The organism is Syntrophales bacterium (genome assembly GCA_023228425.1).
Taxonomy (GTDB): domain Bacteria; phylum Desulfobacterota; class Syntrophia; order Syntrophales; family UBA2210; genus MLS-D.
Genome location: JALOBE010000009.1, coordinates 25,944 through 52,685 on the forward strand (window position 1 = coordinate 25,944; position 26,742 = coordinate 52,685).

Genomic DNA, 26,742 nt, shown 5'->3' on the forward strand with positions numbered 1-26,742 from the left:
GTATCCTCAGTTTTCCAGATGTCTTGTGGTCAAGGAGGGGACTATGAGCAGTGATGCCTATTCGTTTTTGTCGAGCATTCAACCCTTTACGTTTCTTTCGGAAGAGGGGCTCACACCGGTGGCCGATCAACTCATCGAGGTGACCCATCCCCGGGAAACGGTACTCCTCATCCAGGGACAGAATGTCGTTGAACATGTGTACCTGGTCAGGAAGGGGCTGGTCGAGCGGTACTACCGTGAAAAAGATCAAGATTTTCTCCACCTGCTCTATCATGAGAAAGGCCTGTTCGGAGCCATTTCCATGCTGCTCCGCGGCGGCATGTCCATTGCCACCTTTAAGACGATAGAGGATACGGATTTTTACCTGCTTCCAAAAGATGTATTTCTCGATCTGTATTCGCGGCACCAGGAGATTGCTGATTTTTTCACCGACCAATTGGGCAAGTTCATGGTGGACAAGTCTTTTGCAACGGCCGTCGTAAGCAGTCTTCGTCACGCTGATGATGGGCCTCCCCAGATATTCAACCAGAATGTGGAGAACATATTCACAAAAAATCTCGTATGGTGTGGAACAACGGTGTCCGTTAAAGAAGCTGCCGCGAATATGGCTCAACATCAGTGCAGCTCCATCCTCCTTCGGGAGCCCGAGGGCGATTTCGTGGGAATCATAACCGACCGGGACCTGAGGGACAAGATAATCGTCCATGGCGCCTGCGACATGGGAGCGACGGCATCGCAAATCATGTCCTCACCCCTTGAGACCATTCCGGCGAAAGCTCCCCTGTCGGACGCGCTCACGGTCATGATGTTGAAAAATCTCAAGCATCTCGGGGTAACCGATGACAGCGGAGGGGTGATCGGAATCATCACCAGCCGGGATATTCTTGAAGCCCACAGCCGGTCGCCTTTTTTCCTGCTCAGGGAAATCAACGGAGCACACAGTTTCGATGAAATCAGGGGCAAGCACAGCCGGGTTCCCGGGTTGATCCATGGTCTTATCAAGAGTGGGGCCAAGGTAATGAATGTTGCTAGGATGGTATCGGTCATATCCGACGCTATCCTGAACCGGCTTGCCGGTTTTGCCATTGATGAACTGGGTCCGCCGCCGGCCAGGTTCGCCTTTATGATCGTCGGTAGCGAGGGGAGGCGGGAACAGACACTGAAAACAGACCAGGACAATGCCATCGTGTTCGAGGACGTTTCCAGGGAGCGCTCAAAGGACGTGATGGCCTATTTTCTTGCATTCGGAGAAAAGGTGTGCAACTGGCTCAACGAGGCGGGATATACCTTCTGTAACGGCGGCATAATGGCAAAAAACCCGCAATGGTGCCAGCCGCTTTCAGTCTGGAAACACTACTTCTCCACATGGATTGGAACAGCGGAACCGGAAGGACTGCTTCAATCCAGCATTTTCTTCGATTTTCGTACCGGCTATGGTGACACGGAGATTATCGATGATTTAAGGGATTACATGTTTCGATCCTTCGACGCTCATCCCAATTTTTTCCGTTACCTGGCGGAAACCACGGTGGAGCGTAAACCGCCGCTTGGCCTCTTCGGGTCCTTTATGGTGGAAACGAAAGACGGACGTCACGGCGTCATCGATGTAAAGGTACCTATGATCACCATCGTCAACTATACGCGGGTCTATGCCCTGAAGAACAGAATTGCGGAAACAAACACCCTCGAAAGAATGTACCAGCTCTATCTGAAAAAAGGACTTTCCTGGGAAGACTACCAGGATTTTCAGCAGGCATACAGCTTCCTCATGCGGTTGCGGCTTGAACGTCAGCTGACAGCCATAATGGAGGAAAACGCGGAACCTGATAATTACATCACTCCGAACAAGCTGCCGAGGCTCGACCGTTCAACGCTGAGGGCAATATTCAAGCGGATCGAGCGATACCAGAGCAAGCTGGTGTTTGATTTTTGGAAGTGATCGGTGATCAGTATCCGAAGAGGTAGACGAAGCTTCCCACGAACACGCATATGGCGGCGACGCAGGTTGTCGCCCGCGCCAAGGTGAATCCCGCCGTCAGTCCCACCACCCGTACCACCAGATAGAGGAAGTACAGGAAGAGTGCCAGCATGAGGACTGCCAGCAAAGGGGCTTCAGCCAGGGTCATTCCCATTTCGAGCCGGTAGGTGTGGAGGGCCAGCAGTCCTCCGTAGGGCAGGAACGTGTAGCCTACGTTGATGAAGAACTGCATGAACCGCGCTTTTGATCCGAAGGGTTTGGCCATGGACCAGGTGAGCATGGTAAGGCCCAGTTGTGATCCGATTGTCAGCATGTAGGCGAAGACGACATAGAAGAGTCCTTCCACGATATTGACGTTGGTACCTTCCTGGGCGACGGCAATGATGCTGTAGTGGACTTTTGTAAAGCCGAACAGCATTGCCGACCAGAAGACGATGATCGGTGAGAGGATGGATGGCTGGTTGTTTCTTATTTTGTCGGCGAGCTTGCCTTCGATGGCGATAATGTACCACAGCCAGTTCATGGATGGTTCGTACCTTTCTTGCGGGCCTTGAATGTATGCGGTTTATGCGCCCTCGAAGCGGTGCCGGCCGCCGCGGAAGGGTGCGACGATATCCGGATTCCATAGCGGGGGGAACCGCAACGGCGGTTCCCCCCGGATGGATGAGACTACAGGTTATATGCCATGATCATACCGCTATATCACAGCAAAAAGGAACAGGGCCAGCATGATGAGACCGATGATGGCGGGTCCCACATCGCCGGTATACCGCGTGCTGTCCTTCCTGATGGAGTGTTCCGGCCAGCCGTGCATGCGTTCGATCATCATGTCCGTCTTTTCCCTGGGTATGTTGTTCGCCAAGGCCGGTATCCTGTTGGTGATCATGGATACGAAGATGAGCACCACGAAGGATATGGGCACCGAGATGACGCCCGGGAAGGGAATCGGTCCATAGGGCGGCTTGGCGAGCGTGGGACTCCAGGTGAAGGACGGATGGGCGAACTGGATGTTGAAGATCATGCCCATGATGCCGCCGACCAGCATGCCGCAGACGACGCCGTATTTGTTGGCCCCCTTCCACCAGACACCCATGATGAGCGGCGCCGTGAAAGTCGAGGCGGAAACGGCAATGGCCCAGATAACACTCGCCAGGGCGAAGGTGGGCGGATTGATGGTGGTGAAGATAATGGCGATACCGGAAATGAACATGACAATGGGCGCCAGTACCCGCTTCTGCTGCTCCGTCAGTTCCTTGAAACCGCCGATGATGTCGTGGGCGATACCGGTACCGATGACCATGAGAGAGCCGGCGACGGTGGACATGCCCGCGGCGATACCGCCGGCCAGTGCTACCGCCAGTGCCCAGTTGCCGACATAGACATCGGAGAGGATGAAGAGCAGCTTGTCGGCGGCAACGGCCGCGACGTCGATATTGAAGGACTGGGTGTAGTAAACACCCGCGAAACCCGAGGCAAAGGTCAGCACGTTAACCAGACCGATGAAGAAGAGCCCCAGGAGGAAGCCCTTGCGGCCTTCGGCGATGGTCCTCGCCGAGGCGACACGGGACAGGTAGTGAGGTACCGACATGGTACCGAAGGTCATGGAGAAGAGGCAGCCGATATACCACTTCGGGCTTGCCAGGTAGAAAATCTTGAAGAAGTTCGGAAACGCCTCGAGCATGGCAGGCGTCAGGTTGCCGTATCCCCAGAAGGGGATGATCCAGGCGGAGCCGCCCACGGCCTTCACGATGGCCATGACGGGCAGCAACATACATACGACGCAGAGGAACCCCTGGAAGGCCTGGTTCCAGGTAACACCGTACATGCCTCCGAACGTAACGTAGGCGACGACGACGATACCGCCGATGAAAAGGGACGGTACGTAGGAAAGGCCCAGGATGATTTCGAAAACGTGGGCGATTCCCTTCATCTGGCTGACGGCGTACATGATCATGATGATGATCATGAAGATAACCGAGACCATTCTCCCGGCGTGGGTCTGAAACCGCTCGGCCACGTAGCCCGCCGCCGTGTACACGCCGAGGCGGCGAAGAGGGCCGGAAAAGGAGATAATCATGACGGCGTAGCCGATCATCCAGCACTGGGACATGATCGTCAGAAGCGACTGGATGCCCCAGACAAAGGCCGTAAAGCCGATAAAGGTGGCCAGACTCAGGTACGATGACGTGACGGCGAAGGCGTTCACTACCGGCCCGATGGAGGCGCCGGCCATGTAGTAGTCGCCGCTGCTCTTGGTGGCCCGCTGGGCCAGGTAACCGGTTAAGATAAATATGGCTATCAGAATGATAATGGTGGCAATACCGGGGATAAACAATCCCTCTCGTTCAAATCCTAGTCCTCCTACCATTATGACACCTCCCTTTCAGCCCTGGCCTTCCCTTTTTCGGTGTCAAGCTTCGCGAGGATCGTGACGATCCACCAGACGAAGAGAATGACTCCGACATAGGCGATTGTCATCTGATACCAGAAGGGGAAAGGATAGCCCCAGATGTACACTTCAAGCAATCCGGGGAAGGGAAGCATGAAAAGGACTCCCATGCCGACGAGCATTATGAATACACTGCTTGCAACGACAACGAAAAGTTCTCTCCTGTAGAGAGCATAATTCTGCTCTACAGCTTTTGACTGTTCTTCTGTCATTCTATATCCCTCCTCTATTGTGATGTTGTAAACATCATCCCCCTGAATGCGCATTGCATCCGATTATACTTCTATGCCATTCAACCTCCTTTCTACGTTATTTTCAGAGGAGCGCGCACCTCTCCGCTGATTGCCATTCAACTCACTTGTAAGGCCTGCCGTTCCACAGCAATCCGGCACCTGCGTTCATCTATTTAGTTGTTTGAAGAATGTATTCCCCCTGGATAGAAGCAAATGTAGCTTTTTGTCAGCCCAATGTCAACCTGAAATTCCGACACAAAATACATGGGGGCCTTTGCCGGGATCGCTCGATCCCGGAGCAAGCCGGTGTTTGATTTTTGGAAGTGATCGGTGATCAGTATCCGAAGAGATAGACGAAGCTTCCCACGAACACGCATATGGCGGCGACGCAGGTTGTCGCCCGCGCCAAGGTGAATCCTGCCGTCAGTCCCACCACCCGTACCACCAGATAGAGGAAGTACAGGAAGAGTGCCAGCATGAGGACTGCCAGCAAAGGGGCTTCAGCCAGGGTCATTCCCATTTCGAGCCGGTAGGTGTGGAGGGCCAGCAGTCCTCCGTAGGGCAGGAACGTGTAGCCTACGTTGATGAAGAACTGCATGAACCGCGCTTTTGATCCGAAGGGTTTGGCCATGGACCAGGTGAGCATGGTAAGGCCCAGTTGTGATCCGATTGTCAGCATGTAGGCGAAGACGACATAGAAGAGTCCTTCCACGATATTGACGTTGGTACCTTCCTGGGCGACGGCAATGATGCTGTAGTGGACTTTTGTAAAGCCGAACAGCATTGCCGACCAGAAGACGATGATCGGTGAGAGGATGGATGGCTGGTTGTTTCTTATTTTGTCGGCGAGCTTGCCTTCGATGGCGATAATGTACCACAGCCAGTTCATGGATGGTTCGTACCTTTCTTGCGGGCCTTGAATGTATGCGGTTTATGCGCCCTCGAAGCGGTGCCGGCCGCCGCGGAAGGGTGCGACGATATCCGGATTCCATAGCGGGGGGAACCGCAACGGCGGTTCCCCCCGGATGGATGAGACTACAGGTTATATGCCATGATCATACCGCTATATCACAGCAAAAAGGAACAGGGCCAGCATGATGAGACCGATGATGGCGGGTCCCACATCGCCGGTATACCGCGTGCTGTCCTTCCTGATGGAGTGTTCCGGCCAGCCGTGCATGCGTTCGATCATCATGTCCGTCTTTTCCCTGGGTATGTTGTTCGCCAAGGCCGGTATCCTGTTGGTGATCATGGATACGAAGATGAGCACCACGAAGGATATGGGCACCGAGATGACGCCCGGGAAGGGAATCGGTCCATAGGGCGGCTTGGCGAGCGTGGGACTCCAGGTGAAGGACGGATGGGCGAACTGGATGTTGAAGATCATGCCCATGATGCCGCCGACCAGCATGCCGCAGACGACGCCGTATTTGTTGGCCCCCTTCCACCAGACACCCATGATGAGCGGCGCCGTGAAAGTCGAGGCGGAAACGGCAATGGCCCAGATAACACTCGCCAGGGCGAAGGTGGGCGGATTGATGGTGGTGAAGATAATGGCGATACCGGAAATGAACATGACAATGGGCGCCAGTACCCGCTTCTGCTGCTCCGTCAGTTCCTTGAAACCGCCGATGATGTCGTGGGCGATACCGGTACCGATGACCATGAGAGAGCCGGCGACGGTGGACATGCCCGCGGCGATACCGCCGGCCAGTGCTACCGCCAGTGCCCAGTTGCCGACATAGACATCGGAGAGGATGAAGAGCAGCTTGTCGGCGGCAACGGCCGCGACGTCGATATTGAAGGACTGGGTGTAGTAAACACCCGCGAAACCCGAGGCAAAGGTCAGCACGTTAACCAGACCGATGAAGAAGAGCCCCAGGAGGAAGCCCTTGCGGCCTTCGGCGATGGTCCTCGCCGAGGCGACACGGGACAGGTAGTGAGGTACCGACATGGTACCGAAGGTCATGGAGAAGAGGCAGCCGATATACCACTTCGGGCTTGCCAGGTAGAAAATCTTGAAGAAGTTCGGAAACGCCTCGAGCATGGCAGGCGTCAGGTTGCCGTATCCCCAGAAGGGGATGATCCAGGCGGAGCCGCCCACGGCCTTCACGATGGCCATGACGGGCAGCAACATACATACGACGCAGAGGAACCCCTGGAAGGCCTGGTTCCAGGTAACACCGTACATGCCTCCGAACGTAACGTAGGCGACGACGACGATACCGCCGATGAAAAGGGACGGTACGTAGGAAAGGCCCAGGATGATTTCGAAAACGTGGGCGATTCCCTTCATCTGGCTGACGGCGTACATGATCATGATGATGATCATGAAGATAACCGAGACCATTCTCCCGGCGTGGGTCTGAAACCGCTCGGCCACGTAGCCCGCCGCCGTGTACACGCCGAGGCGGCGAAGAGGGCCGGAAAAGGAGATAATCATGACGGCGTAGCCGATCATCCAGCACTGGGACATGATCGTCAGAAGCGACTGGATGCCCCAGACAAAGGCCGTAAAGCCGATAAAGGTGGCCAGACTCAGGTACGATGACGTGACGGCGAAGGCGTTCACTACCGGCCCGATGGAGGCGCCGGCCATGTAGTAGTCGCCGCTGCTCTTGGTGGCCCGCTGGGCCAGGTAACCGGTTAAGATAAATATGGCTATCAGAATGATAATGGTGGCAATACCGGGGATAAACAATCCCTCTCGTTCAAATCCTAGTCCTCCTACCATTATGACACCTCCCTTTCAGCCCTGGCCTTCCCTTTTTCGGTGTCAAGCTTCGCGAGGATCGTGACGATCCACCAGACGAAGAGAATGACTCCGACATAGGCGATTGTCATCTGATACCAGAAGGGGAAAGGATAGCCCCAGATGTACACTTCAAGCAATCCGGGGAAGGGAAGCATGAAAAGGACTCCCATGCCGACGAGCATTATGAATACACTGCTTGCAACGACAACGAAAAGTTCTCTCCTGTAGAGAGCATAATTCTGCTCTACAGCTTTTGACTGTTCTTCCGTCATTAGTGAAACCCTCCTTACTGATAATAAAAATCACTAAGTTGACCCTGAACCGATGTGTTGTCCTGCGTTTCTTCCGGTGTGGATCCCCCCTTTCTTTTTTATTTTTCAGGGACAGTTCACGCGATTAAGGTTGATGCTGCTTTTAATAATGTGAAAAAATTAAGGGTATTTACTGGTGCTATGCTGTTTTCTCATGTAATATCGCGTAAACCATGAGTCAGGTACCTACTTTTTGCAGGAATGTCAAGAGAAAACGACAATGAGATATTCTGAAAAACCCTATTGACAAGGATAGTAGCTGTATTGTATAATGCAAACGTGCGTGGATCTTGTGTCAGATTGTGGTTGTAACCACAATTATCCCGTTAAATCGGGAGTTTCTTGAGATCGTCATGCAAAAAACATTTGAATGTCGGTACCGGCGCAGGTTCATCAGTGCGGCAGCGCGTGTGCTGTGAGGAGGGGATGGGGCGATATACCGGTGTGCCGCCGTTTGTATGCGGCGGCACACCGGGTATTGCCTCGAAGATGAGAGGAGTCGGACTCCTGCGATCAGTACGGTTTGTCTTCAGGCAGTGTTTCTCCTATGGCGAGGCGGCACAGGTCGGTAATCATCAGGTTCGACATGCCCGCTTCTTTCGCCTTCCCCCCGAGAGTCCGGAAACAGAGAGGACAGAGGTAGACCATGGCATCGGCCCCCGCGCTTTTCGCGTCGGCCACGTTTTTCACCCGGAAGGGTTCAAAATCCTTGCCCCGCGGGAAGAGTTTAAGGTTGGGTCCCGCCATTTCAACACCGCAACAGAGGGCGTTTACGCCGTCATACTCCCGCTTGACCCGTTCCACGCCGATCATGGAGAATATCTCGTCCACGAAATGTTCTTTTTCACCTGTAAAACGTGAAGAGCAGGGCCGCTGGTAGGCAACCTTCATGTCGAGCTTCGTAATATCCGTTTGGTGCTCTTCCAGGAAATCCCGCAGATGCTCGAGGATGGAAAGAGGACGGAAAGGGAGGTCGATTCCGTATTCCGGTGCGATACCCTTGAGAACCGCGTAGCAATCATCGTGCACTACAACGATTTCCTTCGCTCCCGACCCGGCCAGATTGTCCACCATTGTCTGCATGCGGTCTCGCATGATCGATTCATCACCCATGTGGACGAAGAGGACATTGCAGAAATAATGACGTCCCTTCAGAAGCGGCATGCCCTCGAAGATCTTCCCCTGAATGGCCCAGGGCATACTTCCCTCCATGACACACAGCGACATGGCCCGATCCACCTTCGGTACCGGTCGTGGCTCACCCTCGGCTTTGAAGCGGTCGGCCATCTGAGCTTTTTGCCCGGGGTCGGAAAAGTCACCCAGAGCTTCCAACTTCTGGAGAATCAGGTCAAAGGGGCGCGCGTCTTTCGGGCAGTATTCGTTGCAGGCGGCGCAGGTTACACAATCATAAAGCCATTGCGAATCTTCACCTTCTACCAGTTTCCTGAAGGCCTCGGACCCACTTTTCTTGTCGAAGGGCAGGTAATGGCACCGGGCCAGGCAATCTCCACAAAAATCGCATTTCTCTTCGTGAAACATGCATTCCTCCTTAAGTCGCGTAGTGATACCGCCGAATTGTGATGGTCCCGTAAAAAGTCCAGACTTTCCAAAGCTGCTTTGTAACTCATTGGAAATATTGGGCTCGATTTTCAAAATTCGCCATTTTTCGACTTCTCAGTGTCATAGGCGTGCGTATGAGACCTTTAAAAAGCTGTCGATTGTGTCATTTCGACCTCTCTCCTGTCATTTCGACCTCTTCCCCGTCGCCTCGAACGTTCCCCCGTCGCCTCGAACGTTTCCCCGTCACTTCGAACGCATGTGAGAAGTCTCAAAGATCCCTCGCTTTGCTCGGGACAGGGATTTCTCGTCGCTTCGCTCCTCGAAATGACAAAATTGCTTCGCTCCTCGAAATGACGGACCTTAAGGCGCTCCTCGAAATGATAAAATGAAAGGTCTCAGCATATGAAGTCATGGAGCGCACAATTCCGGAGATGGGGGCGTTGCCCGCACCGATGTCGATTCGGTCTCCTTCTCCGGTTTTGCCGGCGCTTCCATACTCAACAATGCCCCCTTATGACACGTCGGTTGTATGATGCAGATCCGTCCGAGGCGGGCCGGGACGCCTTGTACGAGTTCATCGATTCCGACGTATCTCTCATATTTTTTCCGCGATGTAAAGTTGCCGAAGGGCATAATTTTGATAATCCTTGAAAATATTATCAGGAATACTCTTTTGCACCACTTTCAGGCCCATGGAGGATAAATCTTCAGCGGTGAAGTGGCAGGAGGTGTATCCCGTAATGATGACGTGTCCGCCTGTTTTCAATCGGTTGATTGTTCCGGCCAGTATGCTGCGGGATTTTTCACGGGATGTCACCTGCCGGTTCAGAAGCCCGCTGAAAACGATCGTGTCGAACATGGCACCGGAAGCAAGAATCGAGCCTACGTCCTCTCCGTCGCCCAGGAATACACGGTGAATCCCTTTTCCCCGGGCCGCTTCGATATTGTCGGCGTTGATGTCGATTCCCCAGCAGCATGGGGGCGGCCTCCGGCGGAGCGAGCCTGTCGACGGATCCTTCGTTTCGTTCCAGGTCCGCTGGATGGAGGCAATGAGATCACCTGAGCCGCAGCCCACATCCAGAAGATGTTCTCCGATCCATGTTTCATCGTTGTTACGCGGGTCCGGATGTTCATTCCAGGGGGTCGTCGGGCGGGCGGCGCGGCAGCTTTCCAGGGCCTCGATAACGGCGGGATAGATGACATTTTCATATATGCCGAATTCAGGGCTTTCGTCGAAACGTCCCCAGGCGACCGGACACTGTCTGTTTCTTTCGGGGACGATGAGTTCCACATCATTGTTCCCCCGGCGAGCGATGTGGCCGATAAAGAGCCTTTCCTCCCGCTCGTCGATGGGGTGACCTTCGATCTCGGGCCAGAAGTCGTCGATATCCTCACAACGGACGTTCTCCACAAGGGCGCCGATATGCCTGAGGGTTCCTTCCGGTGAGGCTTCGTCCTCGAGGTCTCCCTGAATAAACCGGAATCCCCGGTAGACGATGATATTCATCCAGAAACCCTTGATCGGGCTGACGGGTCGCTCCCGAACGACACGAACGAGACGCTCAAAATCAGCCGTAGAAATGTCTGCGCTGTGATTGCCGGGTATATTCATATTCCTGTCCGCGATGGGGAAAGGTTTATCAATTTCTGTGCCATAATACAAGGCCGTTACCCTGTAGGGGAAGGAATAAAATAGACGCGGACGGTGATGATCCCTGTCAGGGTGGTTTTTAAGAAAAAAGCTCGATGATCGCTTCGGCCATGACCCTGTAGCCGGCAACGGTAGGGTGTACCAGGTCAAACTGGACGAGGTTTTCATAATGAACGCCCGAAGCGATGGTTTTTTTCCAGTGTTCATGAACCCTGGCGACAGGCAGTCCGTTCGATTCGCCCAAATGCTCGATGATATCGTAATATTCTTCGGCAAAGTGCCGCTCCCCGATATCACCCACGTGGCCCGCCGTGACGAGGACAATGTCGGCGTCACCGGCGTTTTTGACTCTGTCGATAATGGCCTGCATATTGTCCTTGAATTGTTCCGGAGTAAATCCATAGGCAGCGTCGTTGAGGGCGTACTGAATCAGCACGCAGTCCGGGGACTGGTGCAGGATGGACCGATCCACGCGGATACGGCCGAAATCGGCCGTATCACCGGGTATGCCGCTGGCTATGATAGTGACGGGGGTCGCGGGGTATCGTTCCCTGAACCACTCCCGGAGAAAATCGATGTATCCCTTGGGGGCCATCCAGCCCGTGGTAAGAGAGTCTCCGATGGCGGCCACCGCTGTAGGTGTTCCTGATTCCAGGCGGGCAATGGTCTTTTCCGGTTTCAGTATCACGGCCGGTACTCCTTGAGCAATCCTTCGGCGCGGGGCCGGTTCACGATGGTGCCGATGTCTTTCATCCGTTTTGCAACCCGGTTCTTCTCCCGATCGTTTACGGCGGCGGTAGTAAAGAAAGATTTCTCGTCGCTTCGCTCCTCGAAATGACGGTGCCTCGAGCGCTTCTCGGGATGACACAATTCAATAATTCTACAGCAAACAGTCAAGGCCTGAATGGACAGAATCAACCGTATCACATTTTAGAGGACGCCGTTCCCATTTCCTGAGGTAAAGGTTCGCCTTCAGGAGGCGTCGGCGCCATCATACTTTATTTTCCGGCACGATACCACCGGATCAAAAAATTCCGTGAGAGGGAACATTTTACAAAGATGTCTGATTCTGGTACGAGATAAGAAAAACAACGAACGAATCAGCATAGGAAGGAACACAAGATGACTATAATAGATTCCCACGCCCATTGCGGTATCCACGATCGGTATCCGCCCCAGTCTTTCGAGGATTACTACGGCGAAGTCAAGGGCAGTCCCATTACCGGCGTCTCCATGTTCCCTCCGGTCATGGAGATCTATGACAGAAACGATCCGTTTTTTGAAGATACGCCCGCCTGGCGCCGATCCCGGAAAACCGCCAACGAATACGTGCTGAACCTGCGGGACAGGGAGATAGGTGTGTACCCCTATCTTTTCCTGTGGAATGACTTTGCCGTCGATCAGCTCACGGACAGGCACTGTGGAATCAAGTGGCACCGCCATGACTACGAGCCCACCTACAACTACGACGATCCCGCCTGTGCCGCGGCGGTTGAAACGATCCGGCAGAGAAACCTTCCCATCGTCCTGGAAGAGGAATTTTCCAATACCCTGTGGTTCATTGACGAACTCGCCGGCGGGACGACGGTCATCATACCGCACCTGGGAATGCTCAACGGAGGGTATTCGCGTATCAAGACGGCAGGACTCTGGGAAAGACCGAACGTCTGGGCCGATACAGCTCTTGCTTCATCCTACGAGATTGCGGATTATATTGACAATTACGGCCACGAACGACTGTTGTACGGATCTGATTATCCCTTCGGGAACCCCGTTTCGGAACTTATGAAAGTACTCCGATTGAAAATAGACGACGAGATCAAGGCCGACATATGCGGGAATAATCTCCTGCGCCTCTACGGTACCATCAGGCGGGACAATCCGGAGAAGAGATGACCGCCGGACAGTCGGTTCTTACAGTTCTTCCCGGTTCTGTCGTTGCCTTATTTTTTTCAATTCCGCTTCCCGGATTTCTTTGCGTTCTTCCATGCACCGGCGGCACCACTCGGTGTAACCGCACTGTCCCTTGCAGTTCTGGAAATCTTCGTCCACTTCCGGAACAGAACCGGGACGGATGGTTTTCGATGAATCAGGCATGACTGGCTCTCCATAAGGCACGCGGTTAACAACAGGACGGTAGAGAAAAAGGTTTGTACGCAAGAAGCTTCTGTCGTCTTCCAAATCTTCATATGAATTGCAGACATAGGTGACGACCAGGTTTCTTCCCCGGGAGAAGTCCCGGTGTTCCTTGCCGGCATAACAGAAGGTCTTGCCATGGTAACGGGGACTGTCCGGGTCTACTTCAGGAATGGGCGCGAGCAGGGTTTCCGGTTCGCTCCAGGGACCTTCCGGCGCGTCGGCCGTTTGATACAGCATCCGGTCGCCCCCGTTGTCAAGAGACAGATAGAGGGCAACCCATTTCCCCAGGCTCGGATGGTACCGCACGGACATCTCCGACACGGCGGCTCCGATGACGATTTTCACCCGCTCATGTTCCAGGTCGTGTTCCCAGCGCCCGTCACCGGTGAAATACTCGATGGACCGGCCCGGATCATCAAGGTCTCGCAGGGGTATCCTGGCGAGAATATTGCCCAGAACAGGCACCCCGTTCTCCGTTGCGCCGTAGAGGGGGTAAAAATAAACATTGTCACCGTATACAACCGATGTCGTGGCGAACGCCATGATTTCCCCGGGGACGCCGGGCGCCAGGTCCAGGAAGTCTCCTTCCCAGCGGTTCGGGTCCTCGTCTTCGAAGTTCTCGATCCTGACTATGCTATGCCCAAGGATGGTGAACGGGAAGGGACCCTCCCTGTCCGGGTCGGCGCCTATCGACACAAGTGGGATGTAGAGCCTGTGATCCACCATGAAGGGGTCCTGGGGCCACAGCCATTCGCCATCCCCGAAGGATGAAACAAACCGCCCGTCTTTTCGGTTTATCCAGTAGCGGATGTGAAATTCCCCCTCATCGGTACAGGTCGAGGTCGCCAGTGTGGTCCCGAAGACCACCTCCATTCCCACCCGATCTTTCAGACCTTCCCGGCCGGACACGAAGGAGTCCCCGAAAAGCCACAGGACACGTGTTTCATCAAGCCTGATGGAGTAGGCGCCATCGCCGCCGTACCACCCGTCCCTGTCGGGGAAAGCCGGCAGGCACGTCGAAGACGGAGAGAGCGGATGGTTATGGAGCCTCCCCTCTTCCGACGAACAGGAAATAACAAGTAATAATGCCGGCAGCAGGACAGCCAGCACGTCCGCCACCCGCGTGGATCGAAGCGTCACGGAAAGCCTCCCCGGTACGAACCTTCTTCTGTACCTGCGGCGAAAAGGCACCATCGGAACTCGAACTCGTCGCCTCAGAGGGCCCGGAGCAGAAACAGAAGCGCCGAACTCCACGGAGGTGAATCCGGCGCGGTGCCTGCAAGGCGTCGTTCCCGCCCGCGCGGGCACGATGTGTTATAGTCCCAGGTAGCCGTCCCGTAATTTTTTATCGGCCTGCTCACCGAGATTGTATCGGAAATACATGCGGATAAAATCCGGATCGTTGATGGTACCCTTGACTTCACCCTGATACTCCAGCGTCAGACCCTCCCCCGGGATATAGGTTGCCACCGACGTCAGTCCCGGTTCCATGTCCTTGTCCAGCCAGGAGGCGTATTTTTTTATGTTGGTCTGCTGCGCTGCTATCATTTCAGCCGGATTGGCCTTTTCAATGGCTTCGATAAACCCTTCCTGAAGTTTCGCTGCTGTAGCTTTATTGGTGAGATACACCAGGTAAAACTGCTTGATCTGATCAGATTCAATAGCTTCCCGGGCGTTGTTGGTGGGATTCTCCAGATAAAACCCGCCGGCAAAAACATTGACCACGACAAGCGCTTTGCGTGAGGCCAGGCCGTTCAGATATACCTGGGTATCATTGATAATCTTTTGCGTGGGAAACGGAACGCCAAGAATTTCTTTGTCGGCACTGAATGCCGCCGGAGCCACACAGAGTATCATGGCTGCCACAATGATTCCTGCTACAAGTTTTTTCATAAGCATCTCCCCCCGTTTCGACCTGTTTGTAACAACCCGGGCCTCCATCGGCCGGACTGTGCCGCCATTGGGCCGCGTCGAAGAGTATAGGAGGGCTGATTTTTGATGTCAAGGAGTATTACGGTTAAGGGAGCAGGGCACTGAAGTCTGATGTTCAGCCGGGATTGTCCCCGCAGTGCAGGGCAATCCGCTCGGGTGCCTCTTCCATCAGTGCCGTCAGCTCATCCACCCGGCGGTTGAATTCATCACGTTTTTCCGCGGGCATGGATGACGCCGTCGGGATGGGGGCGGTCAGGGGATTTACCGGGCGGCCCCTCATATGCAGTTCGAAGTGAAGATGGGGACCCGTGGAACGGCCGGTGTTGCCCGAGAGCGCCACCCGTTCGCCGCGCCGAACCTTCTGGCCCCGCCTGACCAGGATACGGCTCAAATGTAAATACCGTGACGCATAATGGCCGCCGTGCTGTATTTCCACGTATTTCCCCGCGAAAGGATGATTGTGGACGCGGGTTACCACCCCGTCACCGATAGACAGAACGGGTGTGCCGGAGGGCATCGAGAAATCAACACCATTGTGGGGCGATGCGCGGCCTGTAACCGGATGCCGGCGGGCGGGGCTGAAATGGGATGTGATCCTGTGGTTTCCCGTCGTGGGGTACCGCCGAAAGGCCCGTGCGAGGCTCTTTCCTTCCTGATCATAATACCGCCCGTTCTCAGAAAGAAAGGCGCTGTGGACTTGTCTTCCCCGGTATATGCGAACTCCTTCGATGCGACTCTGGCCGGTAAACTCTCCATCAACGAACTGACGGCTGCGGACCACCTGGAACCGGTCGCCGGAGCGCATATCCCGGGAAAACAGGATCTGGTCACGAAAGAGTTCCGTAACGTTTCCTGTTTCCTGCTCGGTCAGGCCGGAACTTCTCGCCGAGGCATAGAAACTGCTGGTGATAGCTCCATCGAGAAGTTCTTGTTTCCATTCGCCGGGAACGATGATCTCTTCGTAATCAAAGTTCGTCTCGTCCACGCGGCTGTAGAGTACCCGGTTTCCGGGATGAATGAACAGTTCCATGATTAAAAGGGCGAAGGTGTCCGGGTTCATGGTAAAGGTGAGCCTGTGGCCCGGCTTGAGCACATCCAGGGCCAGGAGGGATTCGTCTGCCGAAAGAACCCGGCACATGTCACCCTGGCTTATGCCGTGGGCGTCAAAGATTGAACTCAGAGTGTCACCGGCGGCGATGGTCCGGGTGAAGATGTGGTCATGTTCTTCCGTGGACGGTGCGCCGCCGTGAACAACGGCCCCGAAGTCGTCCTTTACCGTCGCTCTCACATGAGCGGACGAGGGTGTGAAAAAAACTTTCCAGGCAATCCACGACAGTCCCGTGATCATAAGCAGGCACAGAAGGAACATTCGCAATCTGCGGCGCGTTTCCAAGCGGTTTCCCCGGAAAGAATTCCTGATAGAAAACATAATCACCCGGCAGAGATATACTTTGTTGTAAAGCTCAACTGCGCGTTATTCCTGAAATGTCACTTCCGGTAACGGGGCGACGTCATGAAACCGTATCGTCATAACGTTTAAACGTCAAGACGTTTTTGAAAGGCGAACAGTGATGAACTCGAAAAGTCGAAAAACGTCTGGGTTGGGAGCACCTTGTAAAAAGCTCCTTGAGGCACGGCGTACACATCCTTACGGCGCGTCACCGGACGGGATATTCGCGGCCGGCCGTTTCCTGTATCCGCGCGCTCATTGCCGGTGCTTGATTATTTGTCTTGATTACGGCACGATACTTCATATACTCTGACTTCACACCACAGAGAAAACTGACGGGATCGTACAAAGTCGAAAAATGGTGAATTTTGAAAATCGAGCCCGATATTTCCCATGAGCTACAAAGCTGCTTTTGGGAAATGTGGACTTTTTACGGGACCATCAGGCCTGAATATGAAACATATCGACAGGAGGTTATTTCATGAAAGTTGTCGGCTTGAACTCAAGTGCCCGCGAGGACGGGAATACGGCCATACTCATGCACACGGTTTTTGAAGAGCTGCAAAAAGAGGGTATCGAAACAGAGCTGATCCAGATGGCGGGCAAGCCGATCCAGGGATGCAGAGCCTGCTACAAATGCTTCAAGAATCGAAACCGGCGATGCTCAATCGACGAAGACATGCTCAACGGGATCATCGCGGCCATGGATCAGGCAGAGGGCATTCTCCTGGGTTCACCGACCTACTTTTCCGACGCTTCCTCCGGAATGCGGGCATTCATCGAGCGCTGCGGTTTTGTCGCCCGCGCGAACGATTTCATGTTCAAGGGCAAAGCGGGTGCCGCGGTGACGGCCGTCCGTCGTGCCGGCTCCATAGCGGCCTTCAATTCCATGAATCTCTTCCTTCACTACATGCAGATGTTCATGCCCGGGGCGACCTACTGGAGCCTGGGAATCGGCAACGCTCCCGGTGATGTGCTCAAGGACGAAGAAGGCATGCGGACCATGAAGTCCCTCGGACAGAACATGGCCTATTTACTTAAAAAACTTAATTCACCGTGAACAGGCCTATCCGACGGCTACCGGGCCCGCAATCGATTCCATATTCGTTAACTGAACATATCGGCGGTGCTGTGCGAAATGGCCGCCGGAGTGAGCTTCCCGGCGTTATTCTCCGGAGAAGGGTAAGCGGCGAAATGCCCCTGGGTGAAATCGGGAAGATATGGTATCATCCTCTTAACAACGGCGAACTCATTACAAGCGGAAATCCGGCCTTCCGGCAGGCCGTTCTCTCCGGGCAGGAGTACCAAGGCGGATACGACGGCCTTGAAGAAACCGGTAGCGGCTTCGGTGGGGAAACCGCATATCGGAGAGCGGTGGGACGCCCGTGAGGCCTCCGGCCTGCGGGATTTTACGGACATCATCCCGGGACGAGTGCCCGAACAAACGCAAAGAAAGGAGTTGCGCAATGGATCTGAAAGCAATCGCACGGCAGATGATTCAATTCCACGAGGCCGCTTTTGACAACACCTTTGACGCCATGACCGTTATGCAGCAGCAGGCGGAGGAAATAATCGCCGACTGGATAAACCGAAACCCCTTGATAACCGCTGAAGGCCAAAAAACCATCGACAGGTGGCTCGCGGCCTATAGAAAGAGTCGCGAGGATTTCAAGGCTGTTGTAGATGATAATTATAAAAAAGTGGAGCAGTCGCTTGAGGGCTACCAATGGACCCCTCCGTCTACAACGGCGGGCAGACCCGGGGCCGCGAAGGCCCGTCCGGCACGGAAGGCCGAGCCGGTGAAGGTCCGTCGATCCCCCAAAGCCCCTAAAAAGGAAACGCCGGCAAAGAAACAGGCCCCCGTTAAGGGGAAAACGAATATTGATATCGTTACAAGGCTGATTCAGAGGAGTACCGAGGGAATTTCGACGGCATATATAAAAGAAAAAACGGGGCTCACCGAACGACAGATCTGGAACATCGTGAATAATGCCGCCAGGGAAGGAAAAATCAAAAAGCTGAAGCGTGGTGTTTACTGCGCCGTGCCAAAGGAAGAAACGAAAGCCGAACCGGGACGGGTGGTGCGCGTGGAACCGAAAAAAGGAACGGATACGGACGAGAAAAAATCTGTAGAAGAAGCCATTGTCACGGGTGAGACTGTGGCCGCATCACAGGAGTCGGCAGATTCCGCGGTGCCCGAACCCCGGGGTGAGGGATGAAAAAACCATGGTTCAGGGCAGGTGTCGTGATTGCTGCAGGATGCCTGCTCTTCCTGGGTGCTTCCACATCCGTGGTTTGGGGCCGGGACCAGGAGTTGAAAACTCCGGATGTGCCTTTTGTCGCCACCCCGCACAATGTCGTGGACCTTATGATCAGACTGGCCGACGTCAGGGAAATCGATGTGGTCTATGACCTGGGCTGCGGTGACGGAAGGATCGTGATCGCGGCGGCGAAAAGGGCCGGGGCGCGATCCCGGGGATTCGACATCGATCCCGAGATGGTGAAACTGTCGCGGGAAAACGTTGAGAGAGAAAACCTCGAGCATCTGGTGACGATTCACCTGCAGGATATCTTTGAGGTCGATCTGCGGGAGGCATCGGTGCTCATGCTCTACCTGCTGCCGGAACTCAATGTCCGTTTGATACCGCAGATTGATGAAATGGAGCCCGGGTCCAGAATTGTTTCACATTCCTTCGATATGGCCGGCGTTATTCCGGATAGTGAGACCACGGTGTATCACAGGGACGGCAGTGTGAGCAGGGTGTATATGTGGACGACACCGTTGAGGAAGGAGCCGTTACGAAAGGCACCATCCGATATGAAGTATATGAAACACTTTCGACTCGACAAGGTATTGACGAAAGGGGAGATGTGGTTCCTCGACAAATTCCGCAAGGCATTGAGAGACTGATAACCGCGCGGCCTGAATCCCCTGTTTCGTTATTTCCCTGCCGGGATGCGGGCTTATTGAAGGGTACCATGTTCCTTGCCGGGTTTGCAGGGAGGTGAGAGGAGTTTTATTCAGGAGCGTGAGCGTGAATCCGGGAAGAAGTGGATTGCTGGTGCTGATTTCTTTTCTGTGTCTGGGCCTGACGTCCTGCTCCACCGTATCGTTGTCGCGGAGCGGCTACGGCCGGATTACCCCCGACGTCGGGGCGACGGAGGTCTTTGAATCGTACCTGGTCAATCCTGATTACCGGTATTACATAAGCGGTGTGGATCTCAACCCGAACGCGTTCATGGGACTTCACCGGGATTACCGGCTCGAATCACCGACCCTGTGGCGGGAAGTGGATATTTCAGCGGACAGGATGAAGGAAATCGTCGACGGCATGAGGAGCAAAGCGGAGGGCCTCATGATGTTTCAATATGGCTTCGAGATAACGGACAACAGTGACACACCCATAGGCATCTGGTACTCTATCCTCGATGCCAGGACCTTTGTCCGCATAAACGAAGACGGGACGGTTCGAATCAATACGCCCGCCCAGGATACCTACGAGCGGAGGGAAGGGGAAGGACGGTCCGGCCCGGACCCCTTTATTCCCGTATTCTGAGAATCCCGCAGCGCAGCATGTTTGAATTGGAGATGACACTGTGGATATGACGGTCTTCGATGCCATGGATGCCCCGGAATTACGCGCCTATGTGGAATTCCTGCTGAAAAATTACCGGACCATGGATGCCTTCTGGTTCCTGTACGTGGCTGAAGCCTTCGGCCAGGCTGAAGCGGAGCGTCTGAATGAGCGCGTGTGGCATCGCGTCGGCGGTCTTGCCGCGCGGGACATCATCAAACGGTTCCCTCCGGAGGAGCGGGGCCTGAAGGGTTTTATCGCGGCCCTGCGGTTCTTTCCCTGGACGGCGCTCATAGGCTTTGATATCCGGCAATCTGACGAAGAGGTGATCCTGAGCGTTCCCTCGTGCCCGACGCAGGTTGCCCGGCTGCGGCGGGGGCTGGACGAATTTGACTGTAAGGAAATGCACCGTGGTGAGTTCGACAGCTTTGCCAAGGTTATCGATGATCGCATAGAGGTCGAGTGTTTCTTCGCGCCGCCCGACCCCCACCCCGAAGACACCTTCTGCATGTGGCGCTTTTACCTGCGGGACGACGGGGCAACTCTCCCTTGAAACCGTCCTCTGCAGGGCGTTTTTCGACTTCTGGGCGACACAGGCGTACGTATGTGAAATCACGCAGGACACATGCTCGACGATGCCCGCTTACGGCACGTCAGTTGTATGATGCAGGCCCGCCGGAGGCGGGCCTGGGCGCTTTTTACGATGCCGCCATCCGTGTGCAGTGCACCTCGTTGCGTCTCCCTGCATGATCCCGTGACCGCTTGTGCTGCTTTAAGAACCCCGCGCCGTTTCAAGGGCGCCTTCGACTTCCCCTCTTACCAGGTCGCTGTCGTCCGACCGGCGGGACTCGAGGATCTGTCGGGCCATGGCTCCTCCCAGCTGTCCCAGCGCCCAGGCGACCATTCCCCTCACGCGCGGGTCATCTTCGTTTCGCAGGGCCTCGACGAGATCGGGAACGTAATCCCGATCCCTGCTGTTGCCCATGGCCCGTGCGGCGTTCATCTTCCAGCGCCACAGATCATCCTGTGACATGTAGAACATGCGGGGCCAGACACGTTCCCGGTAAAACCGGTCATCCATGGAAAGGAGCCGGGAAAGGGTGAAATCGTTTTCACGGGCGGCGAGCTTTTCGTTAAAAGGCAGCGAGAGGGCAAGCCATGCCTCGTTCCGGGGGCAGACATCCTGACAGCGGTCGCAGCCGTAGAGCCGGAGTCTCATGGGTTCCCGCAATTCTAGTGGTGTCGGTCCTTCACCGTAATAACTGAGGTAGGCGATACAGCGGCGGGGATCGAGCTTGCCCGGCGCTTCGATGGCACGGGTCGGACAGGCGGCAATGCAGGCATTACGGCACCAGGCAGGGCAGGTGTACTCCATGGTAGGTTCGTCGCAGGGGAATTCACGGTCAACCATGATCGTGTAGGGCATGGTCCAGGAGCCGCCCCGGGCGCCGCGGTTCGCGTAGAAGAAATTATTCTTTCCCAGTGTTCCCAGACCGGCGCGGGTGGAAGTGAGACGATGGGGCAGATTGAAAGGGACCCTTGATTCCACGCCTGCTTTCTTGAGAAATGCGCGGAAGGCTTGCAGCCTGAGATAGCGTCCGTCCTTGGTGACACGGTCGTCTTCGAGGTACCAGCGTCCGAAATGAGCTTCCAGCGCGGGTGGGAAGGCTGTCCGAAAGTATGGTTCAATGAGCACGATGATGGATCGGGCCTCGGGATAGACCGCGAGGGGCGTTGTTCCCTTTATCAGGTCCAGTCCCATTTTCGGTGCCCAGGCGTACCGTTCTCCCCGCTCCGCAAGCCGCTCCTGTTGTGAGATGAAGGGGTCGACACCGGTTACTCCCGCGTCGGAATAGCCCAACTCCAAAGCTTTTTCGATGATGTCGTTTCTGGTGATAGCGGCCATTGTCTTTATCCCCCGGATATACCGGCTGTCCTGCTCGGGTGCGACAGGGTAAACACTTGACGGGATGCCGGCCATACGTTACTGAACATAGTGAGCGGTAAGTGTACGGAGGGGGATTCTGCGAGTCAAGAGGAATTCTCCCCGGGGCATGCGGGTCGCCTATGAAGAAAAAGTCATTCTCAGTGTGCCTGGCGGTCATGGTCCTCCTGTGTTGTTTCCTGTCCTCCTGCGGGGTCGTGAAGACGACCTCCCGGGTGACGAAAGGAACCGTCGTCGCGGCCTGGAAAGTAACCAAATTTGCCGGGAAAACTGTGTACACCATCGGCGAGTTTACCTTCAACGTGGTAACGGCGCCGCTTTCATGGCCCCTGACCCGTAATGAAATCGAATCAATAGACGGCCTGTCCCCCAAGGAGGCCATTGCTCAAGGCCGCGTCAAGAACGCGCCTTACGTCGTTCACGGAAGGCGCTATGTGCCCATGTCCGTCAAGGAGGCCGCGCGGTACCGTGAAACAGGCATCGCGTCCTGGTACGGATATGAGACCTACCGACAGAAGGGCGGTCACATGACGGCCAATGGTGAGGCCTTCGACCCGAACGGGCTCAGCGCAGCCCACAAGCATTTACCTCTGCCCGTCTTCGCCCGGGTGACGAATCTGTCCAACAAGCGCAGCATCATTGTCCGGGTAAACGATCGGGGACCTTTTGTCGACGGCCGTATTATCGACCTCAGTGCCGGCGCAGCAAAGCGACTCGGTTTCCACAAGGAAGGAACCGCCCGGGTTTTTGTGGAAGTGGTGAACCTGGACTGACGGGCCGGACCGGTGTTCATTACTGCTCCGAAATATCGAAACAAACAGCCATTTTGATGTGCAGATGCGGAAAATGCTCCGGGCAGTCTCGCAGCCGCCGACGCCATCGCAATACAAGACTTGAAAAACACAAAAACGCGACGCAGCAGAAAGATGGAGGTGGATTTGGGTTGAATGTCTCTTTGATAGACTGCAAGAATTCTTCCAAGAGGTTAATTATATGGCGCATTCCATCTTTTTTAAGAAATGGACAAAAAATCTTGACATGTTGTGTCTGTCATAGTAATTTAGCCTACCCTAACATTTAGGAGGATTCATGACTGCAACTGCACCATTAACGGCCAGCTTGGAAGATTATCTGAAGACGATTTATCACATTATCGCCGAAAAACAGGTCGCTCGGTCGAAGGATATCGCCAGGCAACTCAAAGTCGGCTATGCATCTGTCACGGGAGCTTTTCGTGCCCTCTCCGATAAAGGCCTTATAAATTACTCCCCCTATGATGTCGTAACCTTGACCCAGAAGGGTAAAACGGCTGCCGAAGATATCGTCCGCCGCCATGAAGCACTGCGGGATTTTTTTGTCAGTGTTCTTGCCGCGGATGAGAAGGATGCGGACGACGCAGCTTGCAAGATGGAGCATTCGATCCCCGACGTCATTCTGGAGCGTTTTATTCAGTTTGCCCAGTTCGTCGAGGTATGCCCGCGCGGCGGCAGCAAGTGGATTGCCGGTTTCGGGTATCAATGCGACCATGACAGCATGCAAGAAAATTGTGAAAAATGCATACTGGCGATTCTGGATGATGTTCGAACACAAAAACAACAGAGAGGTCGAAAAGATATGACATCAAAGAAACTGAAAGATTTGAAACCGGGAGCAAAGGGAAAAGTGTTAAAAATTACATCCAGAGGTCAAACGAACACACGGATTGTTGAAATGGGAGTTACGCCCGGCACCGTTGTCGAGGTGGAACGGGTAGCACCGCTGGGTGATCCAATAGACATAAAGGTGAAAGGCTATCATCTCTCCTTGAGGAAAGAAGAAGCGGAGGGAATCGAAGTTGAGCTCTTATAGTTGGCGGCTAAAGATGATTTGGAGGTGGAGGTAATGCCCTTGGCAATGGTAAAAGCCGGACAACGTGTACATTTGGTTTCCGTGAACGCGGGTCGTGGCCTTCAGGCCAGATTAGCCGACATGGGATTGGTCCCGGGCGTGCAAATCGAAGTGGTGAGCAATGCTCTGCATGGACCCTTCATCGTAGCTGTTAAAGGTTGCCGCATGGTCCTTGGGCACGGAATCACGCAAAAAATCATGGTTGCATAATTTTTTTGCACCTTGAGTTAGGCAATCCAAACATTATACGGAATACCAAATAAAGAGGAGAATAAAAAAACCATGAAACCAAAGATCGTCATTGCCCTTGCAGGCAACCCCAATTCGGGGAAGACAACTATATTCAATAAACTCACTGGCGCCCGACAGCACGTAGGGAATTATCCCGGCGTCACGGTCGAGCGCAAAGAAGGCTATTGCCGGTATGGCGATATGGAAATGCAAATCGTCGATCTGCCCGGGACATACAGCCTGACGGCCTATTCCACCGAGGAACTGGTAGCAAGAAATTTTCTCATTGACGAAAAACCCGATGTGGTCGTGGACATTATTGATGCCTCGAACCTCGAAAGGAACCTGTACCTTGCGGTCCAACTCATGGAACTGGGTGTGCCTCTCGTACTGGCCTTCAATATGAGCGACCAGGCCAGAGCCCAGGGCCATGAATTCGACATCGAGAAGCTTTCTAGTTATTTCGGAGCGAGCATTGTGCAGACGGTCGGACACAAAGGCACCGGCATGAAGGAGCTTCTTGAGGCCATCGTTGCCACGGCAAAAGACGATACATCGGAAATGAACAGGAACGATGAAAATCTTTCAGGAGTCCTTTTGTCCAAGGCGACGATTCATAGTCCATTCCGTCAAAGGCCGGTGATGGACTATGGCCGGGAGATCGAGGAGGAAATAGCCCGGCTGGAATCGCTGATCAAGTTGAAGGTGACAGGTAAGGACAAAGATAATTTACGATGGCTGGCCCTGAAGCTACTCGAAAACGACAAGGCGGTCCGGGCCAGGTTCGACACTCCTGAAATCAACAGCCAACTGGAGAAAAACGCGGCCCGTATCGAAAAGATACTCGGAGAACATCCGGAGACCGCCATTGCCGGCCGCCGGTACGGGTTCATCTCCGGCGCGTGCCGGGAGGCGGTACGGTCCACCATTGAGCTGCGCCACACGATTTCGGAGAGGATCGACGCTGTGGCAACGAACCGCCTTCTCGGCATTCCCATATTCATGGGACTGATGTACCTTGTATTCCAACTGACCTTCACACTGGGGGACCCGCCCATGAAATGGATCGAGGAGGGATTCGGCTGGTTGGGAGCCCAGATCGTGGGTTGGTGGCCGAAAGGTTCCGAAAGCGCCCTCAAATCGCTCCTGGTGGACGGCATCATCGGCGGCGTCGGCGGCGTCATTGTGTTTCTGCCCAACATCCTGCTCTTGTTTCTGGCCATCGCCATTTTAGAAGATTCCGGTTACATGGCGCGGGCGGCCTTCATCATGGACCGGGTGATGCACAAGATCGGGCTGCACGGAAAAAGCTTCATCCCCATGCTGATAGGATTCGGCTGCTCCGTTCCCGCGATCATGGCCACCCGGACGCTGGAAAACCGTCGTGACAGGCTCGTGACGATGCTCGTGACACCGCTCATGAGCTGCGGTGCCCGGCTGCCGATCTACGCATTGATTATCCCTGCGTTTTTCCCTCAAGTCTGGCACGCCCCCATGCTGTGGCTCATCTATGTCATCGGCATCGTCCTCGCCGTTTTAAGCGCGAAACTCCTTCGCAGCACGATCCTCAAGGGCGAATCCGTGCCTTTCGTGATGGAACTTCCACCATACAGGATGCCCACCCTCAAGAGCGTGCTGATCCACATGTGGGAACGGGGCTGGCTCTATCTGAAAAAGGCCGGTACCATCATTCTCTGCATTTCGATTCTCCTGTGGGCCATGACGAGCTATCCGAAGAAAACCGCCTTCGACGTGGATTACGAAGCTGAAGCGGCAAAAGCGGAAACCTCCTACCTGTCCAAGGTTCAGCAGATGAATCTCCTTTTGGGATTGCCGGGTGGCTCTCCCTTGCTGGTTCAGGCCCTTCAGGCCGAACTCGATATGGCCGCTGAGCAGGAGAAGTATCACGAGCAAGAGGCTGGTTATGCCGACGCCACCAAGAAGAAGGAAGATAATATCCTTGGTTTCACTCAAGCGCCGGGCGGTGATCAACTGTCTCATTTTCTGAAAATGAGAGACGACATTCAAAAAGCGAAAGCCGACTTCGCAGAAGCGGTATCCCGGGACGAGCTGGAAGAGGGGTCTTCTGCACACAGCAGCTTGGCCGGCGACCGGGATACCGCTCTGGAAGCTCTCCGGAGGGCCAAACCGGATGTTTATGCTGCCGTGGTCTACTACATGGACACAATAGATACTCCGTTTAAGGAAGAGAAAGCGCAGATAGAACAGGCGAAACAAGCCGAAGAGATGGCCTACTCCGTGGCCGGGCGTATCGGGCATGCCTTGGAGCCGTTTTTGAAACCCATGGGATTCGACTGGAAGATCGGAACCGCGCTGATCGGCGCCTTTGCCGCCAAAGAGGTTTTCGTTGCCCAGATGGGCATCGTTTACTCTGTCGGTGAGGCCGATGAAAAATCGGAAGCGCTGCGGGAACACTTGCGATCCCAGTATTCCCCTCTGACAGCCTTCTGCATCATGCTCTTTTGCCTGATCAGCGCGCCCTGCATGGCGACCATTGCCGTGACGAAAAGAGAGAGCAATTCGTGGAAGTGGGCGCTCTTCCAGTTGGGAGGTCTTACGGCCTTGGCCTGTGTGCTGACCGTCATGGTCTTTCAGGCTGGCAGCCTGCTTGGGATCGGTGTCTGA

The 26,742-nt window shown here is 54.6% G+C and carries 25 protein-coding genes; 11 read left to right on the top strand and 14 right to left on the bottom strand.

Features of this window, described 5'->3' with window-relative positions; genetic code table 11:
- The first annotated feature begins 43 nt into the window (after positions 1-43).
- The gene (locus M0Q23_04930; GenBank protein MCK9527984.1) at positions 44-1,939 is read left to right on the top strand and encodes a DUF294 nucleotidyltransferase-like domain-containing protein; all 1,896 of its coding nucleotides are present in this window, start codon (positions 44-46) and stop codon (positions 1,937-1,939) included.
- 7 nt (positions 1,940-1,946) lie between these two features.
- Here M0Q23_04930 and M0Q23_04935 read toward each other — a convergent pair whose 3' ends face one another.
- The 10 genes from M0Q23_04935 to M0Q23_04980 all read right to left on the bottom strand — a co-directional run bounded on the left by M0Q23_04935 (position 1,947) and on the right by M0Q23_04980 (position 11,864).
- On the bottom strand, positions 1,947-2,501 hold the full coding sequence (locus M0Q23_04935) for a hypothetical protein (protein ID MCK9527985.1): 555 nt from the start codon (positions 2,499-2,501) through the stop codon (positions 1,947-1,949).
- A gap of 174 nt (positions 2,502-2,675) precedes the next feature.
- Complete coding sequence (locus M0Q23_04940) at positions 2,676-4,346, bottom strand: hypothetical protein (protein ID MCK9527986.1); 1,671 nt, start codon at positions 4,344-4,346, stop codon at positions 2,676-2,678.
- Positions 4,346-4,639: a hypothetical protein gene (locus M0Q23_04945; protein MCK9527987.1), complete on the bottom strand. Its 294-nt coding sequence runs from the start codon at positions 4,637-4,639 to the stop codon at positions 4,346-4,348. Before M0Q23_04945 ends, M0Q23_04940 begins: the two co-directional genes overlap by 1 nt.
- A 355-nt stretch (positions 4,640-4,994) precedes the next feature.
- A complete protein-coding gene (locus tag M0Q23_04950) occupies positions 4,995-5,549 on the bottom strand; it encodes a hypothetical protein (protein MCK9527988.1) in 555 nt (184 codons plus the stop codon).
- A gap of 174 nt (positions 5,550-5,723) precedes the next feature.
- Positions 5,724-7,394 (bottom strand): hypothetical protein, encoded by a 1,671-nt coding sequence (locus M0Q23_04955; protein ID MCK9527989.1) that lies wholly within the window; start codon positions 7,392-7,394, stop codon positions 5,724-5,726.
- On the bottom strand, positions 7,394-7,687 hold the full coding sequence (locus M0Q23_04960; protein ID MCK9527990.1) for a hypothetical protein: 294 nt from the start codon (positions 7,685-7,687) through the stop codon (positions 7,394-7,396). Before M0Q23_04960 ends, M0Q23_04955 begins: the two co-directional genes overlap by 1 nt.
- A gap of 552 nt (positions 7,688-8,239) precedes the next feature.
- The gene (locus M0Q23_04965; protein MCK9527991.1) at positions 8,240-9,265 is read right to left on the bottom strand and encodes a (Fe-S)-binding protein; all 1,026 of its coding nucleotides are present in this window, start codon (positions 9,263-9,265) and stop codon (positions 8,240-8,242) included.
- 616 nt (positions 9,266-9,881) lie between these two features.
- The gene (locus tag M0Q23_04970; GenBank protein MCK9527992.1) at positions 9,882-10,898 is read right to left on the bottom strand and encodes a class I SAM-dependent methyltransferase; all 1,017 of its coding nucleotides are present in this window, start codon (positions 10,896-10,898) and stop codon (positions 9,882-9,884) included.
- A 118-nt stretch (positions 10,899-11,016) separates the two neighbouring features.
- Complete coding sequence (locus tag M0Q23_04975) at positions 11,017-11,625, bottom strand: GDSL-type esterase/lipase family protein (GenBank protein ID MCK9527993.1); 609 nt, start codon at positions 11,623-11,625, stop codon at positions 11,017-11,019.
- Entirely contained in the window at positions 11,622-11,864 is a 243-nt protein-coding gene (locus M0Q23_04980; protein ID MCK9527994.1) for a hypothetical protein, read from the bottom strand. The genes M0Q23_04975 and M0Q23_04980 overlap by 4 nt, the downstream gene beginning before the upstream one ends.
- Positions 11,865-12,059: 195 nt before the next feature.
- Between M0Q23_04980 and M0Q23_04985 the strand changes: the two genes are divergently transcribed.
- A complete protein-coding gene (locus M0Q23_04985) occupies positions 12,060-12,833 on the top strand; it encodes an amidohydrolase (GenBank protein MCK9527995.1) in 774 nt (257 codons plus the stop codon).
- An 18-nt stretch (positions 12,834-12,851) separates the two neighbouring features.
- On the opposite strand, the gene M0Q23_04990 is transcribed toward M0Q23_04985, so the two are convergent.
- The 3 genes from M0Q23_04990 to M0Q23_05000 all read right to left on the bottom strand — a co-directional run bounded on the left by M0Q23_04990 (position 12,852) and on the right by M0Q23_05000 (position 16,401).
- Positions 12,852-14,216 carry a DUF4185 domain-containing protein gene (locus tag M0Q23_04990; protein MCK9527996.1) on the bottom strand — a complete coding sequence of 455 codons (1,365 nt, stop codon included), beginning with the start codon at positions 14,214-14,216 and terminating at the stop codon, positions 12,852-12,854.
- A gap of 174 nt (positions 14,217-14,390) precedes the next feature.
- A complete protein-coding gene (locus M0Q23_04995) occupies positions 14,391-14,969 on the bottom strand; it encodes a chalcone isomerase family protein (protein MCK9527997.1) in 579 nt (192 codons plus the stop codon).
- Between the two features lie 154 nt (positions 14,970-15,123).
- Positions 15,124-16,401, bottom strand: coding sequence for a peptidoglycan DD-metalloendopeptidase family protein (locus M0Q23_05000; protein ID MCK9527998.1), 1,278 nt, complete (start codon positions 16,399-16,401; stop codon positions 15,124-15,126).
- A 538-nt stretch (positions 16,402-16,939) separates the two neighbouring features.
- Between M0Q23_05000 and M0Q23_05005 the strand changes: the two genes are divergently transcribed.
- The 6 genes from M0Q23_05005 to M0Q23_05030 all read left to right on the top strand — a co-directional run bounded on the left by M0Q23_05005 (position 16,940) and on the right by M0Q23_05030 (position 20,586).
- Positions 16,940-17,518: a flavodoxin family protein gene (locus M0Q23_05005; GenBank protein ID MCK9527999.1), complete on the top strand. Its 579-nt coding sequence runs from the start codon at positions 16,940-16,942 to the stop codon at positions 17,516-17,518.
- 134 nt (positions 17,519-17,652) lie between these two features.
- Positions 17,653-17,847: a hypothetical protein gene (locus M0Q23_05010; GenBank protein MCK9528000.1), complete on the top strand. Its 195-nt coding sequence runs from the start codon at positions 17,653-17,655 to the stop codon at positions 17,845-17,847.
- Positions 17,848-17,924: 77 nt separating this feature from the next.
- Positions 17,925-18,677 (top strand): hypothetical protein, encoded by a 753-nt coding sequence (locus M0Q23_05015; protein ID MCK9528001.1) that lies wholly within the window; start codon positions 17,925-17,927, stop codon positions 18,675-18,677.
- Positions 18,674-19,369: a class I SAM-dependent methyltransferase gene (locus M0Q23_05020; GenBank protein ID MCK9528002.1), complete on the top strand. Its 696-nt coding sequence runs from the start codon at positions 18,674-18,676 to the stop codon at positions 19,367-19,369. The genes M0Q23_05015 and M0Q23_05020 overlap by 4 nt, the downstream gene beginning before the upstream one ends.
- Before the next feature lie 124 nt (positions 19,370-19,493).
- Positions 19,494-20,015 carry a hypothetical protein gene (locus M0Q23_05025; protein ID MCK9528003.1) on the top strand — a complete coding sequence of 174 codons (522 nt, stop codon included), beginning with the start codon at positions 19,494-19,496 and terminating at the stop codon, positions 20,013-20,015.
- A 46-nt stretch (positions 20,016-20,061) separates the two neighbouring features.
- Positions 20,062-20,586, top strand: coding sequence for a DUF6125 family protein (locus M0Q23_05030; protein ID MCK9528004.1), 525 nt, complete (start codon positions 20,062-20,064; stop codon positions 20,584-20,586).
- A 219-nt stretch (positions 20,587-20,805) separates the two neighbouring features.
- Here M0Q23_05030 and M0Q23_05035 read toward each other — a convergent pair whose 3' ends face one another.
- Positions 20,806-21,939: a HEAT repeat domain-containing protein gene (locus M0Q23_05035; protein ID MCK9528005.1), complete on the bottom strand. Its 1,134-nt coding sequence runs from the start codon at positions 21,937-21,939 to the stop codon at positions 20,806-20,808.
- A 161-nt stretch (positions 21,940-22,100) separates the two neighbouring features.
- Between M0Q23_05035 and M0Q23_05040 the strand changes: the two genes are divergently transcribed.
- From M0Q23_05040 to feoB, 3 genes are all read left to right on the top strand, one after another.
- Complete coding sequence (locus tag M0Q23_05040) at positions 22,101-22,751, top strand: septal ring lytic transglycosylase RlpA family protein (protein MCK9528006.1); 651 nt, start codon at positions 22,101-22,103, stop codon at positions 22,749-22,751.
- Between the two features lie 316 nt (positions 22,752-23,067).
- Positions 23,068-23,826 carry a metal-dependent transcriptional regulator gene (locus M0Q23_05045; GenBank protein MCK9528007.1) on the top strand — a complete coding sequence of 253 codons (759 nt, stop codon included), beginning with the start codon at positions 23,068-23,070 and terminating at the stop codon, positions 23,824-23,826.
- Positions 23,827-24,147: 321 nt separating this feature from the next.
- Complete coding sequence (feoB, locus tag M0Q23_05050) at positions 24,148-26,742, top strand: ferrous iron transport protein B (GenBank protein MCK9528008.1); 2,595 nt, start codon at positions 24,148-24,150, stop codon at positions 26,740-26,742.

What these genes read in the sequence shown, in the direction of transcription:
- M0Q23_04930 (MCK9527984.1), top strand. Translation starts at nt 44, where the DNA reads ATGAGCAGTGATGCCTATTCGTTTTTGTCGAGCATTCAACCCTTTACG.
- M0Q23_04935 (MCK9527985.1), bottom strand. Translation starts at nt 2,501, where the DNA reads ATGAACTGGCTGTGGTACATTATCGCCATCGAAGGCAAGCTCGCCGAC.
- M0Q23_04940 (MCK9527986.1), bottom strand. Translation starts at nt 4,346, where the DNA reads ATGGTAGGAGGACTAGGATTTGAACGAGAGGGATTGTTTATCCCCGGT.
- M0Q23_04945 (MCK9527987.1), bottom strand. Translation starts at nt 4,639, where the DNA reads ATGACAGAAGAACAGTCAAAAGCTGTAGAGCAGAATTATGCTCTCTAC.
- M0Q23_04950 (MCK9527988.1), bottom strand. Translation starts at nt 5,549, where the DNA reads ATGAACTGGCTGTGGTACATTATCGCCATCGAAGGCAAGCTCGCCGAC.
- M0Q23_04955 (MCK9527989.1), bottom strand. Translation starts at nt 7,394, where the DNA reads ATGGTAGGAGGACTAGGATTTGAACGAGAGGGATTGTTTATCCCCGGT.
- M0Q23_04960 (MCK9527990.1), bottom strand. Translation starts at nt 7,687, where the DNA reads ATGACGGAAGAACAGTCAAAAGCTGTAGAGCAGAATTATGCTCTCTAC.
- M0Q23_04965 (MCK9527991.1), bottom strand. Translation starts at nt 9,265, where the DNA reads ATGTTTCACGAAGAGAAATGCGATTTTTGTGGAGATTGCCTGGCCCGG.
- M0Q23_04970 (MCK9527992.1), bottom strand. Translation starts at nt 10,898, where the DNA reads ATGAATATACCCGGCAATCACAGCGCAGACATTTCTACGGCTGATTTT.
- M0Q23_04985 (MCK9527995.1), top strand. Translation starts at nt 12,060, where the DNA reads ATGACTATAATAGATTCCCACGCCCATTGCGGTATCCACGATCGGTAT.
- M0Q23_04995 (MCK9527997.1), bottom strand. Translation starts at nt 14,969, where the DNA reads ATGAAAAAACTTGTAGCAGGAATCATTGTGGCAGCCATGATACTCTGT.
- M0Q23_05005 (MCK9527999.1), top strand. Translation starts at nt 16,940, where the DNA reads ATGAAAGTTGTCGGCTTGAACTCAAGTGCCCGCGAGGACGGGAATACG.
- M0Q23_05010 (MCK9528000.1), top strand. Translation starts at nt 17,653, where the DNA reads ATGCCCCTGGGTGAAATCGGGAAGATATGGTATCATCCTCTTAACAAC.
- M0Q23_05015 (MCK9528001.1), top strand. Translation starts at nt 17,925, where the DNA reads ATGGATCTGAAAGCAATCGCACGGCAGATGATTCAATTCCACGAGGCC.
- M0Q23_05020 (MCK9528002.1), top strand. Translation starts at nt 18,674, where the DNA reads ATGAAAAAACCATGGTTCAGGGCAGGTGTCGTGATTGCTGCAGGATGC.
- M0Q23_05030 (MCK9528004.1), top strand. Translation starts at nt 20,062, where the DNA reads ATGACGGTCTTCGATGCCATGGATGCCCCGGAATTACGCGCCTATGTG.
- M0Q23_05035 (MCK9528005.1), bottom strand. Translation starts at nt 21,939, where the DNA reads ATGGCCGCTATCACCAGAAACGACATCATCGAAAAAGCTTTGGAGTTG.
- M0Q23_05040 (MCK9528006.1), top strand. Translation starts at nt 22,101, where the DNA reads ATGAAGAAAAAGTCATTCTCAGTGTGCCTGGCGGTCATGGTCCTCCTG.
- M0Q23_05045 (MCK9528007.1), top strand. Translation starts at nt 23,068, where the DNA reads ATGACTGCAACTGCACCATTAACGGCCAGCTTGGAAGATTATCTGAAG.
- feoB (MCK9528008.1), top strand. Translation starts at nt 24,148, where the DNA reads ATGAAACCAAAGATCGTCATTGCCCTTGCAGGCAACCCCAATTCGGGG.